Here is a 15,774-nt window from a genome sequence, read left to right on the forward strand (position 1 = left end):
ATGAAACGCGCCGCATCGGCACGACAGGCCATTTATGCACAAACCGGCGGCCCGCTCCACGAAGCACATGTGAAGCGGGCCGCCGGCAAGGGACGTGGTGACGTGGTCTGGATGGTCAGGGCATGGCCGGGGTGAGCCGGGCGCTAATCGGCGCCGGTGGCCGTCTCACCATGAACCTGTGGCACGGCGCGCCCAGCCGCGAAATGGTGGATGTGACGGCCGATCTGCCAGATCATCTCGATCGCCATCAGCCCGAAGGCGACGGGAACCATGGCGATGAACGGCCAGACGGGGAAGAAGCCTGAGCCAAGCTGCATGGCCCGATCCGACCGCCAGCCGGCCAGCGCATACTGTGTGACATACCACAGGATGAACAGGAATACCGCCAGTTCCACCAGCAGCATCAGGATGGCGATCATCGTTCCCAGCCGGCGCGACAGCAGCGCCGAGACGAGTTCCAGCCGGGGAAAGATGCCGTCGCGATGGGCCAGCGGCAGCGCCCAGAACACCATCAGCGGAAACAGCATCCGTTCGATGATGTTATAGCCGCCGGGGATCAGGTCGACCAGCAGCACATAGCGGCCGAAAACGCTGAGCACGGTGATGATCATGATCGTGAACAGGCAGAGCCCGGCCCCGACCGAGGCCAGCCCCCATTCGAATTGTCCAAGACGGTCGTGAAGTTTCTTCATGGCCTCACCTGATGTGGCGTGGCAGCCAGGTCACGATTTCGGGGAACAGGATCGTGGCGCCGATGACGATCACGGCGGCGGCGACCGCGAATTTGGTCGCCGGCCTGAAGACCTCGGCCACCGGATGGCGCCGTGCCGCCGCCGCCGCATAGGCCGACAGGCCGACCGGCGGGGTCAGCAGGCCAAGCGCGATCATGAAGCTGGCCAGAACCCCGAACCACAGCAGGTCGATGTTCGCGGCTTGCAGGATCGGCAACACGATCGGCACGATCAGCAGGATCACCGCGGCACTTTCCAGGATCATGCCGGCCACGAACAGGGTTGCCATCAGCACCGCGACCAGCAGGCCCGGCTGATCGACCAGCGGCTCCGCCAGCGCCAGCAGGTCGCGCGGCAGGCGCGAGAAGGCCAGGAACCGCGCGAAGATCTGGGCGCCGATCACGATCAGCATCAGCATGGCCGAGATCTTGGCGCTGTCGGCCAATGCCCGCCCCAGATCGCGCCAGCCGATGCGGCGCATGAGGGTGAGCCCGACCAGGGCGGTGAAGGCGCCGATCGCGCCGGCCTCGCCCACGGTGATGATGCCACTGTAGATGCCGCCGAACACCACCAGCATCAGGGCGATCATGAACAGCGAGGCGCCAAGTGCGCCACGCTCCAGCTCTTCGGGCTGATCGGGGCGGTCGGGCGTGCCGTCATGACCGGGGCGCAGCTCCTCGAACACCGCGAGGCAGCCGATATAGACCAGCATGCACAACAGGCCCGGCCCAAGCAGCCCGATGAACAGCGCGCCGATCGGCACCGAGGTGATGGCGCCATAGATGATCACGATCAGGCTGGGCGGAATCACCGCCGACAACGAGCCCGCGACCGCCGACAGGCCGATGGCGAAGCGCCGGCTGTAGCCGACCCGTTCCAATTCCGGCGCCGACAAGGTGGCAAGGGACGCAGCCGACGCGGCGCCGGACCCCGAGACGGCGCCGAGCAGCCCGCCGATGACCAGCGTCGCCACGCCGAGCGGGAACCGCCGATACCCCGCCAGCCGGTGCCCGACCCGGAACAGGTCGAGCACCAGGCCGCCGCGCAGCAGCAACTGGGCCATCAGCAGGTAAAGCGGGATGATCGACAGCGAATAGTTCGAGGCGGTGTAGAAGATGTCCTGCCCCAGCACGCCGTTGAGCACCCGGGGGCCGGTCCAGAGCAGAATGCCGACGATGCCGGTGCCGAACAGCACGGTCGCCACATGCTGGCCCAGCAGCAGGAAGACGCCGAACCAGCCGGCGACGATCAGGAGGATGACGTCATGAGACATGATCTTGCATTTCGCGAGGGATCGGGAGCCATCGGCGGGGTCGATCCGGAGCCCCCGGCGGGCGACAGGCGCTGAACCCGCCGCTCTCCGGAGGATGACCGGTCAGTCGGCGCTCGCGAGATAGGTCTCGACACCGTCAGGCAGGGCGCCGCCCTGTTCCTTGACCAGCGTGGCCCACAACTTTGCCGTGGCCATGCCGGGATGGCCGGCGGCCTCGGTTTGTTCGACCCAGCGCTTCCAGGTGGCGACCGACGCCCGCTCGATCGTCGCCTTCAGATCGGGGGCCAGGGTCGAGAGATCGGCGAAGGTGCCGCCATTGGCCTTCGATTCCTCCAGCACCTCGGTATCCTGGGCCTGGATGAGTTCGGCGTTGCGGATCGCGATCTGCCGCGCGGTCTCGGTCCAGGTGGCGCGCTCGTTCTCGGACAGCCGGGTCCAGGCCGCGTCCGAGATCGCGAGATAACTGCCCCAGTGGCCGACCGCGACCCCGGTGATGGTATAGGTCAGCACATCCTGCAGGGAATAGGAGCGCCAGTCGGCGACCGACAGGATGGTGCCTTCGACCGTGCCGCGCGACAGCGCCTCATACGAGGCCGATGACGGCATGCTGACTGGCGTGGCGCCAAGCTCGCTGAGGAAGATGGTGTGCAGCGCCGAGCCGGCGCGCAGCGGCATGCCCTTCAGATCGGCGGCGGATTTGGGCACGACGCCGGCGAAGCTGATGGCATAGGCCGCGGTGGTGGCGACCGGCCAGGCATGGATCTGCTTTGCCGCGATTTCATAATCGTGGAAGGTTTTGCCATCGACCAGCGCGACATCGCTGTCCATCAGTGCCTGGAACGCCCTGGTCTGCGACACGGCATCGGTGCCGACCGTCGGCAACTGGGTGACGTCCGACAGCGGGAAGGCGCCTTCGTGATAGGGCGCCAGCAGCGGGGCCGCGACATCGATGGCACCACCCTGGAGCGCGTCGAGTTCACGGCCGACGGCGGTGAGTTCGCCGGCATAGAAGCGGGTGAACGACACCTCGCCTTTGGTGCGCTCTTCCATCGCGTCGGCGAACAGGTCCATATGTTTGCCGACCCAGAAATGCACCTGGGGCAGCGACGAGGCCATGATCAGGTCGGTCTCGGCATGGGCGCTGACCGCGACCATGGAGAGATAGCCCGCAAGGGCGGTTTTCGCGAGATGGTTCATGATGTCCTCCCTGTCCGGATCTTCGTCCGTTATCCCGCCCGTGCCGGGCGGTGATGATGGTTGCGATGGCGTGTATCAGGCGTTGGCGATGAGGTCGGCTGCCCGTGCGGCGAGCGCCGGCGCCAGGCGGCCGACCTCGGTGGCGTCGTCGGATGCGGCATTGCCCTGGCGGGCCCGCGCGGCGATCCCCTCGAAGATCACCGCGTTCCGGAACAGCGCCAGGACCAGATAGAACCGGGTCAATGGGCCGGTCTGGCCCGAGGCGTCGAAATATCGCCGGGTGAAGCTGTCCATGTCGGGCAGGCCCACAGCCGCGACATCGACATCCGAAAGCCCGCGGCCATATTCATCCGGCCGCATCATCCAGGTGTAGATGCAGCTATGGGCCAGATCGGCCAGTGGGTGGCCGAGCGTCGACAGCTCCCAGTCGAGCACCGCGACGATCCGGGGTTCGGTCGGGTGGAACATGACGTTGCCGAGGCGGAAATCGCCATGGACCAGGGTCGTCTGGTCGTCGTCGGGCAGGTTACGCGGCAGCCAGTCGATCAGCCGGTCCATCGCGGCGTTGTCGGCGGTGCGCGACAACTGCCATTGCCGGGTCCAGCGGGCGATCTGGCGGGCGGCGAAGCCACCGCTGCGGCCATAATCGCCAAGCCCGACGCCGGAGACGTCGACCTGATGGATCCGGGCGAGCATCAGTGCCAGCGCGTCGAAATAGGACCGTCGCTCCGGCGTCGGAATCCCTGGCAGGGCGTTGTCGTGCAGCACACGGCCCTCGACCCGTTCCATCACATAGAACTGGGTGCCGACGATCCGCTCATCGGTGCAGAAATGGACCATCTCCGGCACGGCCACCCCGGTGTCGCGCAGGGCCGCCTGCACCCGGTATTCCCGGTCGATGGCATGGGCCGAGGGCAGCAGCGTGCCGGCCGGGCGTTTGCGCAGCACCAGCCGCCGCTCGCCGCTGTCGAGGAAATAGGTCGGGTTCGACTGTCCGCCGCCCAACCGGGTCAGGGTCAGCGCGCGGCCGATGCCGTCCAGCGTCGCCGCCAGATAAGCGGTCAGGGCCGGGACATCGAGGTCGTCGGGGGCACGGGTTGCGGCGGTCATCGGGTGTGCTGGATCTTCTGCTCATCTGCCGGACGGACGAACCGGCGTGGCCATGCAGTGCCGGGCGGCTCATCCAGGGGCGCGGCGGCAGCCGCGACACCGGGCTGCATCCGGCGGCTCGTGTTGTGGTTGGACAATAGCTAGAGGCAGGGCTATCGTTCTGTCAATCCGATTGTCGGACAAATGGACCAGCACATGCTTCGGCGCGAATGCCGGTCCGGGAGGAGAGCCTGCCCATGACGACCAATGCCCCTATGACCTTTGATGACATTTCCTACGAGGTGGCGGATGCCATCGCGACGATCACCTTCCAGCGCCCGGAGGTGATGAACGCGGCCCGCAACCAGACCCAGGACGAGTTGGTGGCGGCGCTGGATGCCGCCGATGCCGATGATGCCGTCCGGGCGGTGATCGTGACCGGCGCGGGGCGGGCCTTCTGTGCCGGCACCGATATCTCCAACGGCTTCGAGCTGCCGGCCGGTGGTGATCCGGCAACCGGCGAGGGCGTGCCGGCCGATGTCGGCGGGGTCACGGTGCTGCGGCTGTTCCGGATGCGCAAACCGGTCATCGGCGCGATCAACGGCCCGGCGGCCGGTTTTGGCGCCACCTTCACCCTGGCGATGGACATGCGGCTTGCCGCCGATACGGCGAAGTTCGCCTTTCCCTTCACCCGGCGCGGCATCGCGGTCGAGTCGTGCTCAAGCTGGTTCCTGCCCCGGCTGGTGGGAATGCAGACCGCTCAGGACTGGATGCTGACCGGGCGGACCTTTCCGGCCACGGAGGCCCTGGCCCGCGGGTTGGTGCATGAATTGCTGCCCGCCGATGCGCTGCTGCCCCGGGCCCGGGCGATTGCCCGCGACATCGCCGAAAACTGCGCGCCGGCTTCGGTGGCGATCAACCGGCAACTGCTGTGGCGGATGCTGGGGGCCGATCACCCGCGGGTCGCGCATGCCCTGGAAAGCCGGGCGGTTGCGGCGCGCCTGGCCAGCGACGATGTCCGCGAGGGCGTCGACAGCTTCAAGGAGCGGCGCCAGCCGCGCTTCACCGGCACGCTGGCCGAGGCGGATTACATGTCGGCATGGTGGCCTGAAGCCTGAAGCCAGGGGGCGGGCCGGCCGGGCGGGCGGTGGTCAAAATGAAAGGGGGCCGCGAAAGCGACCCCCTCTTATGCCTGCCGAGCGTCGCTGAACGCGACGGTCAGAACCAGCTGGCCTGCCGGCGGCGCGACGGCGCGGTCGCGGCGGCACCCAGTGTGGCGGGACCGAACAACTGGCTGAACGGCCGCGTGTAACGCGGTCCCTTGGCGTTGCCCCGCATACGGCTCTGGGCCGTCTCGGTGCGGGCGACGGGCTGCGCGCTGAGCGCGTGGCCATCGAACCCGCCGGGCAGGGCAAACAGATGTGCAAGACGCACGAGGTCACCTGTTGGTGGTTGATGATGGATTATATATAGCGCAGATCGGCGGTGCTGTGCAGGGGGGCTGTGAAAATACAACCACTTGGCAGGCGCGGGGCAGCCCTGCATCCACCGCTCGCCAAGGTTCAGCCCTCGCTTGCCGCCCGCGAGGCATTGGCGGAGCGGCGCATCAGCCACGCCGCCAGCACCACCGCGACCGTCACCAGCAGCACCAGAATAGTGGCCAGCGCGTTGATCTTGGGGCTGACGCCCAGCCGGACGCTTGAGAAGATCACCATCGGCAGGGTGCTGGAGGCTGGCCCCGACACGAAGCTCGCGATCACCAGATCGTCGAGCGACAGGGTGAACGACAGCAGCCAGCCCGCGACCAGGGCGGGTGCTATGATCGGCAGGGTGATGACGAAGAACACCTTGGCCGGATGGGCGCCCAAGTCCAGCGCCGCTTCTTCCAGGCTCATGTCGAAGCTGGCCAGACGCGCCTGGACGATCACCGCCACATAGGCGGTGCAGAAGGTGACATGGGCGATGATGATGGTCATCACCCCGCGCCCGGCCGGCCAGCCGATCATCTGTTCCAGGGTGACGAACAGCAGCAGCAGCGACAGCCCGGTGATGACTTCCGGCATCACCAGCGGCGCGCTGATCATGCCCGAGAACAGGGTACGGCTGCGGAAGCGGCCGAAGCGCACCAGCACCAGCGCCGCCATCGTGCCCAGCACCAGGGCCAGGGTGGCCGAGATGGCGGCGATCCGGAAACTGACCCAGGCCGCGTTCATGATGGCGCTGTCCGCCAGCAGCTCGCCATACCATTTCGGCGAGAAGCCGGCCCAGACCGTCACCAGCCGCGAGGCGTTGAAGGAATAGATGATCAGCAGCAGGATCGGCACATACAGGAACAGGAAGCCGGTCAGCAGCGACAGCAGGCGGAACCAGGGGAAGCGTGAGGCCATGACGTCAGCGCCCCTCAACCACGTTCGGCGCTGCGCGCCTGGACATTCTGGAAGATCATGATCGGCACCACCAGCAGCAGCAGCATCGCGATCGCCACCGCCGATGCCACCGGCCAGTCGCGGTTCTGGAAGAATTCATTCCACAGCACCCGGCCGATCATCACCGTGTCGGGACCACCCAGCAGGTCGGGAATGACGAATTCGCCCATCGCCGGGATGAACACCAGCATCGCGCCGGCGATCACCCCCGGCATCGACAGCGGCAGGGTGATGGTGAAGAACGCCTTCACCGGCCGGCAGCCCAGATCGGCGGCGGCTTCCAGCAGGCTCATATCCATCTTCTCAAGCGTGGCGTAGAGCGGCAGCACCATGAACGGCAGGTAGCTGTAGACGATGCCGATCACCACCGCGAAATTGTTGTTGATCAGCGGCAGCGGTTCCGAGATCACGCCTGCCCACATCAACGCGTTGTTGATCAGCCCGTTGCTCTGCAACAGCCCGATCCAGGCATAGACCCGGATCAGGAACGAGGTCCAGAACGGCAGCACGATCAGCAGCAGCAGCAGCGGCCGGACCTTCTGGTCGCTGCGGGCGATCGCATAGGCCAGCGGATAGCCCAGCAGCAGGGCCACGGCGGTTGAAATCGCCGCCAGTTCCATGCTGTTCAGATAGGCGTTCAGATAGAGCGCGTCTTCAAACAGGAAGGCGAAGTTGCCGAAATTGAGGTTGATCGCCAGCGACAGGTCGTCGACCCATTCCAGCAGCGGCGTATAGGGCGGCTGGCCGATCACCGCCTGCGACAGGCTGATCTTCAGGATGATGACGAAGGGCAGCAGAAAGAACAGCAGCAGCCAGACGTACGGCACCGCCACCACCAGCCCGCGTCCCGGACGGGGCAGACGAAACCGGCGCCGGGCACCGTCGGGTTCGGCGGCTGGGTCGATCGGCGTTTCGAGGTCGGCCATGCGGTCGGTCCCCTCAAGATCTGAGACGGTGCGCCAGGGCGTGGCGGTGGAGGCATGCGCGCGGATGCAGCCCTCAGGCGATCAGCACCACGGCGTTGCCCGGATGCCAGGACAGATAAACCTCGTCGTCCCACGATATCTCGGGCTCGGCCAGCCGGAGCATGTTGTGGGTGGTGGCCAGCACCATCTTTCCGCTGGGCAGCCGGACATGATAGGTGGAAACGTCGCCCAGATAGACGATGTCCTGCACCACGCCCCGGAAGACGTTGGGGGTATCGGTGGGCGCGGTCAGCGACAGACGGATCTTCTCGGGCCGGATCGCCACCCACAGGGTCTGGTTCTCGGTGGCCGACACGCCATGGGCGACATGGATCGGGCCGCCGGTCTCCTCGCTGTCGATCACCGTGCCGTCGACATGCTCATGGGCCAGATAGCCTTCGAACATGGTGACCGAGCCGATGAAATCGGCGACATAGCGGCTGGTCGGATATTCATAGATCTCGTTGGGCGTGCCGATCTGGTCCAGGCGGCCCGAGCGCATCACCCCGATGCGGCTGGACATGGTCATCGCCTCTTCCTGATCATGTGTGACCATGACGAAGGTGACGCCGACGCTTTCCTGAATGTTGACCAGTTCAAGCTGGGTGCGTTCCCGCAGCTTCTTGTCCAGCGCGCCCAGCGGTTCATCCAGCAGCAGCAGCTTGGGCCGCTTGACCAGACTGCGGGCCAGGGCCACGCGCTGACGCTGCCCGCCCGACAACTGGTCGGGCTTGCGGCGCATGAAATCCTGCATCTGCACCAGGGTCAGCACCTCGGCGACCCGGTCGCGGATTTCAGCCCTGGGCAGGCCTTCCTGCTTCAACCCGAAAGCGACGTTCTGTTCCACCGACATATGCGGAAACAGCGCATAGGACTGGAACATCATGTTGACCGGCCGCTGATAGGGCGGCACCCGCGCCACATCGACGCCGTCGATCAGGATCTGCCCGGCGGTCGGGGTCTCGAAGCCGGCCAGCATGCGCAACAGGGTGGTCTTGCCGCAGCCCGACCCGCCGAGCAGCGAGAACAGCTCGCCGCGATAGATATCGAGCGACAGGTTGTCGACCGCGATGAAATCGCCGAACCGCTTGGTCACGTCGACGATCTGAAGATAGGGCTTGGCGTCGGGCGCAGCCCAAGGCTGAACCGGTGCCGGTCGCGCTGCCCGCACGCGGTCGGGCTGTTCAATGCTCATCGCGCGCCATTCCCCCACACAGAGACCCGATCAAGGCTGCACGCGATGCGTTGCAGCCGGACGATGCTGACGGTGTTTTTCTATCGGCGTGGACCTGATCGGCCTGGCCGGACCCGGGTCTGGACCCGGCGGCCATCCCGGGAAGAGATGGCCGCCGGATGTCCTCAGCCTTCGGTGCCGCTGCGGATCCGCGTCCAGGCGCGGCTGCGGGCCCGTTCATATTTCAGGTCGTGGGGGGTGACGACCCACAGCCGGTCCATGGTCTCGGCCGTGGGATAGATGCCGGGGTCGTTGCGCACGTCTTCCGACACCAGCTCGGTCGCCTTGGCATTGGCGTTGGCATAGGCGACGTAGTCGGAAATCGCCGCCGTCACCTTGGGCTCAAGGACATAGTTGATGAAAGCATGGGCGTTCTCGGGATGCGGGGCATCCACCGGGATCGCCAGCATGTCGAACCACAGCTGCGCGCCCTCGGCCGGGATCAGATAGGCGATCTCGTGGCCATTCTCGGCCTCGGCGGCACGATCGCGGGCCTGGAGCACGTCGCCGGAATAGCCCATGGCGACGCAGACCTCGCCATTGGCCAGATCGTTGATGTACTGGCTGTTGTGGAACTTGCGGATGAAGGGCCGCACTTTCATGTAGCCCTCGGCCACCTTGTCGACCTCATCCACCTTATGGCCGTCGGGATCGAGGCCCAGATAGTTCAGCATCGCCGGGAAGGTCTCGTCGGGGCTGTCCATCACCGACACGCCGCAATCGGCGAGCTTGGCCACGACCTCAGGGTCGAACAGCAGGCGCCAGCTGTCGAGCGGCCCGTCTTCGCCCAGCCGTTCCTTGACCATCTTCACGTTATAGCCGATGCCGGTGGTGCCCCACATATAGGGCACCAGATGCGCGTTGTCCTTGTCGTATTTCGCCACCCGCTCCATCAGCTTGGGGTCGAGATTGGCGAGATTGGGGATCTTCGACGGATCGAGCTTCTGGTAGATGCCGGCCGCGAGCTGGCGCGCGGCATAGGGCGCCAGCGTCGGCCCCACGATGTCATAGCCCGATCGGCCGGCCAGAAGCTTGGATTCAAGCACATCCTGGCTGTCATAGACGTCGTAATTGACCTTGATGCCCGACTGCTGTTCGAAATTCGAGATCGTGTCCTCGGCCACATAATCGGACCAGTTGTACACGTTCAGAACCTTTTCCTCGGCCGCGGTCGCAGCCGTGGTGCCGAGGGCCAGGGTCAGCAGACCGGCGGCAAAGGCGCCGGCGGTCTGGCGCGGTGTGCGTCGTCGGGTGGTCATGGGCGGCGCCTCATCTCATCACGCGCGGTCTTGAAAGCGGTTTCCGCGCTCGGTTCCGTTTCCGCCGGTCGGGACCGGCCATTCGGGGCGAGCCGGAGCGGATGTGACCCATCGGGGTTCCCCCTCGACAGGATCGCACCGTTCCGACCGGCATTCTTCGACAAGGCGGGTACCGCGGTCAACCGCGGCCGGGGGAGGTTCGACGCCGCTCGTCCGGTTTCGTGCACAGATCGGCCGGGATCGCGGGCCGGGCCTCGATGTCTCGACACCCGGCCCCAAATCTCAGACGTTGAGAAGCAGGCACTCCCGCTCCCACGACGAGATCACGCTGGAATAGGCATCATACTCGGCTTCCTTGACCGCGATCAGCACCTTCACGAACCGCTCGCCCAGCAGTTCCACCAGCGGATCGCAATCGGCCAGCCGGGTCAGTGCCTCGGGCAGATGCCGGGGCAGGCCATGGGCACGGACATAGGCCGATCCGCGCAACGGCTCGCCCGGGGTCAGCCCCTCGACCATGCCCAGATAGCCGCAGGCAAGGCTGGCCGCGATCGCGAGATAGGGGTTGGCGTCGGCGCCGGGCACCCGGTTCTCGATCCGCCGTGCCTCGGGCTCGGAATGGGGCACGCGCAGGCCGCAGGTGCGGTTCTCATAGCCCCACTCGACATTGATCGGCGCATCGGAATAGCGGATCAACCGGCGATAGCTGTTCACGTTGGGTGCGATCAGCGGCATCACGGCCGGCAGATATTTCTGCAGGCCGGCGATGAAGCCATACAGCAGTTCGGTGCTGGCGCCGCCCTGGCCGACGAACAGGTTGGCCCCGGTCTCGGCATCGGTCAGCGACTGATGGATATGCATGGCACTGCCCGGCTCGCGCTGCATCGGCTTGGCCATGAAGGTCGCATAGACTTTGTGACGGATCGCCGCCTCGCGCACCGTGCGCTTGAACAGGAAGGCCTGATCGGCCAGTTCCAGCGCGCCGCCATGGTTGAAGTTGATCTCCATCTGTGCGGCCCCGGCCTCGTGGGTCAGGGTGTCGATGTCGATCTCCTGGGCTTCGCAGAAGTCGTACATCTCTTCGAACAGCGGATCGAATTCGTTGACGGCGTCGATGCCGAAGGCCTGGCGGCCGGTTTCGGGGCGGCCGCTGCGGCCGACCGGCGGCTCAAGCGGATAGTCGGGATCGTGGTTGATCTTGACCAGGAAGAATTCCAGCTCCGGCGCCACCACCGGCGCCCAGCCCTTGTCGGCGAAGCGTTGCAGCACGCGGCGCAGAACGTAACGCGGCGCGATATCGCAGGGCCGGCCGTCCAGGTAATAGCAGTCGCACAGCACCTGGGCGGTGGCATCCACATACCACGGCACCTTGCGGACGGTATTTTCATCGGGCTTCATCCAGACGTCGGGCATCGCCTCGTCGGTGATGTCCTCGTCGGGATATTCGCCGGTCACGGTCTGCGTGAACACCGGCTCGGGCAGCCTGAGCCCGTGACTTTCCAGGCTGCGGACGAATTTATCGGCCGGAAGGATCTTGCCGCGGGCAACGCCGCTCAGATCCGGCACAAGGCATTCAATCTCGGTAATCGCATTGGCCTTGAGCCATTCGGCAAGGGTATCCATAAACCACCAGGATATGAGGGAACCCCGCACCGACAAGCGGCCACGCGCCCCGGACGGGCAGGGCAGCCGTTGCCCGCCATTGCGTGGCGGCGTCAGCCGGAGCCACGAGAGTTCGAGCCATGACAGCCGGGGCCGAACCACCACGGGGACGGGCGGGCAAGCGATGCGAGGGGCCGTACCGCCGGGTGCGGGGGGCATTCTGACAGGATCGACGCTGGACCTGGCGGGCCGACACGTTACCGATCAAGGATACGTCGGCGTTTGAGACGATTGCAAGCAGGCCGCGCCGAACGCATGGCTGCCGTGGCGCCGGCCGCGCTTGACCCGCCCCGGCGGCGGGCCGGATACTCGGCGCGGTCTGTCGTGATGGCGGTTCCGGGTGCCGGTTCTGCCCCTGAAATCGCGCCCCAAAGGTCGAAGGAGACCACGTCCGATGACCGCCGCCGATCCGAAAGCCCCCATCCCGATGTCCAGCGTGCCGCCCCTGCCGCCGGAACCGCATGCCCGCTCGCGCTATGCCGCCGCCAATCTGGGCCGCATGCGGCGACGGTCGCCGCTGGATGGTGACCTGGTGGTGGATCTGTGCGTGATCGGCGGCGGGCTGACCGGCCTGTCGGCGGCGCTGGACGCGGCGGAGCGCGGCATGCGGGTGGCGCTGATCGAGGCGCGGCGCGTGGGCTGGGGGGCATCGGGCCGCAATGGCGGGCAGGTGTTGAGCGGCTTCTCGTCGGGCACCGACCGGCTGATCGCCAAGGTCGGCGAGGATACGGCCCGCGAGATGTGGCAGATGACCGTCGAGGCGCTGGATCTGGTCCGCGCCCGCATCGCCGCGCACGGCATCGACTGCGATCTGGCCGACGGCGTGCTGACGGCGGCGGTGAAGCCGCGACACCTGCGCGATCTGGAGGCCGAGATGGCGCGCGAGCGCCGCTGGGGCTATGACCGTTCGGAACTGATCCCGGCTGGCCGGATCCGCGATCATGTCGGCAGCGCACGCTATGTCGGCGGCATGCTCGACCATGGCGCGGCCCATCTGGACCCGCTGGCCTATGCGATCGGGCTGGCCGGGGCGGCGGAGGCGGCCGGCGCCCAGATTTTCGAGGAAACCTCGGCGACCGCCATCTTGCGCCCGGCATCCGCGGGCGGCGGGCCCGCCGCCCGGTTCCGGGTCGAGACCCAGTCGGGCGCCATCACCGCATCGCATGTTGTGGTGGCGGCCAATGCCGAGAATGGCCGGCTGGTGCCGGCGGTGCGCCACAAGGTGATGCCGGTCGGCACCTATGTGCTGGCGACGGAGCCGCTGGACCCGGCCCTGGCCCACCAGCTGCTGCCGGGCAATGTGGCGGTCTCCGACTGCAATTTCGTGCTGGATTATTTCCGGCTGTCGGGCGACCGGCGGATGCTGTTCGGCGGCAAGGTCAGTTATTCCGGCCGGCCGCCGATCAACCTGGAGCGGAGCATGCGCCGCTCGATGCTGGCGGTGTTTCCCGAACTGGCCACGGTGCCGACATCCGAGGTCTGGGGCGGGTTCGCCGACATCACCCATGACCGCACGCCGCATTTCACCGAAGTGGCGCCGGGGCTGATCGTGCTTCAGGGTTTTTCCGGCCACGGGCTGGCGCTGACCGCGCTCGCCGGGCGGCTGGCGGTCGAAGCGATGGCCGGAGATCGCCGCCGCTTCGACCTGTTCGACCGCCTGCGCCATATCGACTTTCCCGGCGGCTGGGCGCGCATGCCGCTGCTGGTGCTGGCGATGGGCTGGTATCGCCTGCGCGACATGATGCCCTGACGTGACCTGATGCCCTGACGTGACCTGATGGTCTGGCGGTCAGTCCGCCGTGGCGATCGCCGGTGACTGTTCGCGCCGCGCCAGGACCAGTTGTGCCGCAACCGTTGCCACCAGCACGGCAATCCCTGCGATGGTGGAGGTGATGCCCGGCAGGATCAGCCCGAAGGCCGCGAGGCCGAGCAGGATGCGCCAGCCCGGATTGAGCCGGCGGACCAGCCAGCCCTGATCGGCGGCGGCCAGCGCCGTTACCGCGACCGCACAGGCGATGGTCGACGAGACGATCTGGGCCAGTCCCTGATCCACGATCAGCACGCCCGGATGATAGACCATCAGGAACGGGATGATGAAGCCGGTGGCCCCCATCCGGACCGCGGCGAAGGCCTGGGTCATCGGATGTGTGCGTGCGATCGACGATGCCGAGAAGGCCGACAGCGCCACCGGCGGGGTGATCGCCGACATGATGCCGAAATAGAAGATGAACAGATGCGCCGTGATCACCGGCAGGCCCAGCTGCACCAGCGCCGGCACCACGGTGAAGGCCAGCAGCAGATAGGCCGGGGTGGTGGGAAGGCCGGTGCCCAGCACCAGCGAGGCCACCATGGTCGCGAGCAGCGCCAGGAACAGGCTGTCACCGCCCACCGCCAGCACCAGCTTGCTGAAGGCGAGGCCGATGCCGGTCATGTTGACCACCGCCAGGATGATGCCGACGGCGGCGCACATCGCAAGCAGGCTGAGCCCGTCGCGCGCCGCCTCGATCAGCACCTGAACGATCTTCTGCGGCCCCATGCGCATCGGCCGGTGCCAGATGCCACCGCCCAGCAGCACGCCGATACCGGCGAGACAGGCATAGGCGGGGGAATAGCCTTGCGCCAGCATCACCACGATGGCCGTGGCCGAGGCAAGGACGGTCAGGCCCTCGATGACATTGGCGCGCGTGACCGGCGGCAGCTCGGCCGCGGCCCGGGCATCGGCCTGCGACAGACCTTCGGCCTTGGCGGCCAGCATCACACGGATCGAGATGCTGCCATAAAACAGCAGGCAGGGAATGATCGAGGCGATGACGATGGTGACATAGGGAATGCCGGTGATGTCGGCCATCAGGAAGGCGACGATGCCCATCACCGGCGGGGTGATCTGGCCGATGGTCGAGGCGCAGGCTTCCACGGCACCCGCGAAGCTCGGGCGATAGCCGACGCGGATCATGAACGGAATGGTGAACGACCCGGTCGCCAGAACATTGGCGGGGCCCGATCCCGACAGCGACCCGAAGCCCATGCTGGCGACGATGGCCGACTGGGCCGGACCGCCCGGAACCCGTCGAGTGCCGCGCCCGGCCAGCCGGATGATCGCCTCGCCGGCACCACTGGCCCTGAGCACGGCACCATAGAGCACGAAGACATAGATCATCGAGGCCATCAGCCCCAGCGACGAGCCGAGGATGCCGCCTTGACCGAACATCTCTTCCAGCGCCACCTCGACGCGGACGGTGGAGTGGTGCAGCACGCCGGGAAGCCACGGCCCGGCCCAGATGAAGGCCATGAAGCCCACCACCAGCAGCGCCATGCCCAGGCCGCATGACCGGCGGGTGATTTCAAGCGTGACGATCAGGGTTGCCGCGAACACCATCAGGTCTTCGGGCAAGGGAAAACCCATGCGGTACGAGAACATGTCGTACCAGTCGATGAAGATATAGATCATCGCCCAGGCAATGGTGGCGATGAAGGCGATGGTGAGCAGGCGGTCGACGATAGTGCCGCCGGTGGTCCGGCGCCACGAGGGCGGCAGGCTGGGCTGCGACAGCAGGATCGCCGCCGAGCCGAGCAGCAGGACGATCCCCCGCTGCACCGGCAGGGGCATTTCGCCCAGCAGGATCGTCGCCAGGATGAAGATCATGAGAGCGAGACCACAGGCATCGGCCAGCCGGGCCGTCGCCCGGATCCAGACGCCGTCTCCGGTCATGTGGCCGAGATCGTCGCCGCTTGAGGTGATGGTCATGGGCAAAGCCTTCCCCTGCCGGTGCAATTGCCCGTCGGGGCCAGGCGCACCGGGTGTTTTCGGCATGGGCGGATGGGCAGGCGCCGGCCGTTATCGCGGCGGGCGATCGCCTTTGGGGGCCATATGCGGGCGGGCGGGGCGGCGGCGGTCGATACGCCGCAGGTGATGGAGCCGCAGGTGATCGAGCCGCTCT

Annotated in this window: 13 protein-coding genes; 2 read left to right on the plus strand and 11 right to left on the minus strand. The window is 66.7% G+C overall.

Features of this window, described 5'->3' with window-relative positions; translation table 11 throughout:
• Positions 1-143: 143 nt before the first annotated feature.
• The 4 genes from IEW15_RS09645 to IEW15_RS09660 all read right to left on the minus strand — a co-directional run bounded on the left by IEW15_RS09645 (position 144) and on the right by IEW15_RS09660 (position 4,311).
• Positions 144-692 (minus strand): TRAP transporter small permease, encoded by a 549-nt coding sequence (locus tag IEW15_RS09645; RefSeq protein WP_188577236.1) that lies wholly within the window; start codon positions 690-692, stop codon positions 144-146.
• A 4-nt stretch (positions 693-696) separates the two neighbouring features.
• Positions 697-2,004 (minus strand): TRAP transporter large permease, encoded by a 1,308-nt coding sequence (locus IEW15_RS09650; protein WP_188577238.1) that lies wholly within the window; start codon positions 2,002-2,004, stop codon positions 697-699.
• Positions 2,005-2,106: 102 nt separating this feature from the next.
• Positions 2,107-3,201: a TRAP transporter substrate-binding protein DctP gene (dctP, locus tag IEW15_RS09655; RefSeq protein WP_188577240.1), complete on the minus strand. Its 1,095-nt coding sequence runs from the start codon at positions 3,199-3,201 to the stop codon at positions 2,107-2,109.
• A 75-nt stretch (positions 3,202-3,276) separates the two neighbouring features.
• Positions 3,277-4,311 (minus strand): phosphotransferase family protein, encoded by a 1,035-nt coding sequence (locus IEW15_RS09660; RefSeq protein ID WP_188577242.1) that lies wholly within the window; start codon positions 4,309-4,311, stop codon positions 3,277-3,279.
• A 254-nt stretch (positions 4,312-4,565) separates the two neighbouring features.
• Between IEW15_RS09660 and IEW15_RS09665 the strand changes: the two genes are divergently transcribed.
• Complete coding sequence (locus tag IEW15_RS09665; RefSeq protein WP_188577286.1) at positions 4,566-5,408, plus strand: enoyl-CoA hydratase-related protein; 843 nt, start codon at positions 4,566-4,568, stop codon at positions 5,406-5,408.
• Positions 5,409-5,508: 100 nt separating this feature from the next.
• Here the strand turns inward: IEW15_RS09665 and IEW15_RS09670 are convergent, their stop codons facing one another.
• The 6 genes from IEW15_RS09670 to IEW15_RS09695 all read right to left on the minus strand — a co-directional run bounded on the left by IEW15_RS09670 (position 5,509) and on the right by IEW15_RS09695 (position 11,797).
• On the minus strand, positions 5,509-5,724 hold the full coding sequence (locus IEW15_RS09670; RefSeq protein ID WP_188577244.1) for a hypothetical protein: 216 nt from the start codon (positions 5,722-5,724) through the stop codon (positions 5,509-5,511).
• Between the two features lie 128 nt (positions 5,725-5,852).
• Complete coding sequence (locus tag IEW15_RS09675; protein ID WP_188577246.1) at positions 5,853-6,677, minus strand: ABC transporter permease subunit; 825 nt, start codon at positions 6,675-6,677, stop codon at positions 5,853-5,855.
• A gap of 14 nt (positions 6,678-6,691) precedes the next feature.
• Positions 6,692-7,642, minus strand: a complete 951-nt coding sequence (locus IEW15_RS09680; protein WP_188577248.1) for an ABC transporter permease subunit — start codon at positions 7,640-7,642, stop codon at positions 6,692-6,694.
• 73 nt (positions 7,643-7,715) lie between these two features.
• Positions 7,716-8,876, minus strand: a complete 1,161-nt coding sequence (locus IEW15_RS09685; RefSeq protein ID WP_188577250.1) for an ABC transporter ATP-binding protein — start codon at positions 8,874-8,876, stop codon at positions 7,716-7,718.
• A gap of 164 nt (positions 8,877-9,040) precedes the next feature.
• Positions 9,041-10,174: a polyamine ABC transporter substrate-binding protein gene (locus tag IEW15_RS09690; protein ID WP_188577252.1), complete on the minus strand. Its 1,134-nt coding sequence runs from the start codon at positions 10,172-10,174 to the stop codon at positions 9,041-9,043.
• Between the two features lie 282 nt (positions 10,175-10,456).
• A complete protein-coding gene (locus IEW15_RS09695) occupies positions 10,457-11,797 on the minus strand; it encodes a glutamine synthetase family protein (protein ID WP_188577254.1) in 1,341 nt (446 codons plus the stop codon).
• A 433-nt stretch (positions 11,798-12,230) separates the two neighbouring features.
• On the opposite strand from IEW15_RS09695, the gene IEW15_RS09700 reads away from it, so the two are divergent.
• Positions 12,231-13,586, plus strand: coding sequence for an NAD(P)/FAD-dependent oxidoreductase (locus tag IEW15_RS09700; protein ID WP_306432603.1), 1,356 nt, complete (start codon positions 12,231-12,233; stop codon positions 13,584-13,586).
• Positions 13,587-13,625: 39 nt separating this feature from the next.
• On the opposite strand, the gene IEW15_RS09705 is transcribed toward IEW15_RS09700, so the two are convergent.
• Positions 13,626-15,581 carry a TRAP transporter permease gene (locus IEW15_RS09705; RefSeq protein ID WP_188577256.1) on the minus strand — a complete coding sequence of 652 codons (1,956 nt, stop codon included), beginning with the start codon at positions 15,579-15,581 and terminating at the stop codon, positions 13,626-13,628.
• Positions 15,582-15,774: the final 193 nt, after the last annotated feature.

This window comes from Tistrella bauzanensis (assembly GCF_014636235.1).
Classification (GTDB): domain Bacteria; phylum Pseudomonadota; class Alphaproteobacteria; order Tistrellales; family Tistrellaceae; genus Tistrella; species Tistrella bauzanensis.

What these genes read in the sequence shown, in the direction of transcription:
- IEW15_RS09645 (WP_188577236.1), bottom strand. Translation starts at nt 692, where the DNA reads ATGAAGAAACTTCACGACCGTCTTGGACAATTCGAATGGGGGCTGGCC.
- IEW15_RS09650 (WP_188577238.1), bottom strand. Translation starts at nt 2,004, where the DNA reads ATGTCTCATGACGTCATCCTCCTGATCGTCGCCGGCTGGTTCGGCGTC.
- dctP (WP_188577240.1), bottom strand. Translation starts at nt 3,201, where the DNA reads ATGAACCATCTCGCGAAAACCGCCCTTGCGGGCTATCTCTCCATGGTC.
- IEW15_RS09660 (WP_188577242.1), bottom strand. Translation starts at nt 4,311, where the DNA reads ATGACCGCCGCAACCCGTGCCCCCGACGACCTCGATGTCCCGGCCCTG.
- IEW15_RS09665 (WP_188577286.1), top strand. Translation starts at nt 4,566, where the DNA reads ATGACCTTTGATGACATTTCCTACGAGGTGGCGGATGCCATCGCGACG.
- IEW15_RS09675 (WP_188577246.1), bottom strand. Translation starts at nt 6,677, where the DNA reads ATGGCCTCACGCTTCCCCTGGTTCCGCCTGCTGTCGCTGCTGACCGGC.
- IEW15_RS09680 (WP_188577248.1), bottom strand. Translation starts at nt 7,642, where the DNA reads ATGGCCGACCTCGAAACGCCGATCGACCCAGCCGCCGAACCCGACGGT.
- IEW15_RS09685 (WP_188577250.1), bottom strand. Translation starts at nt 8,876, where the DNA reads ATGAGCATTGAACAGCCCGACCGCGTGCGGGCAGCGCGACCGGCACCG.
- IEW15_RS09690 (WP_188577252.1), bottom strand. Translation starts at nt 10,174, where the DNA reads ATGACCACCCGACGACGCACACCGCGCCAGACCGCCGGCGCCTTTGCC.
- IEW15_RS09695 (WP_188577254.1), bottom strand. Translation starts at nt 11,797, where the DNA reads ATGGATACCCTTGCCGAATGGCTCAAGGCCAATGCGATTACCGAGATT.
- IEW15_RS09700 (WP_306432603.1), top strand. Translation starts at nt 12,231, where the DNA reads ATGACCGCCGCCGATCCGAAAGCCCCCATCCCGATGTCCAGCGTGCCG.
- IEW15_RS09705 (WP_188577256.1), bottom strand. Translation starts at nt 15,581, where the DNA reads ATGACCATCACCTCAAGCGGCGACGATCTCGGCCACATGACCGGAGAC.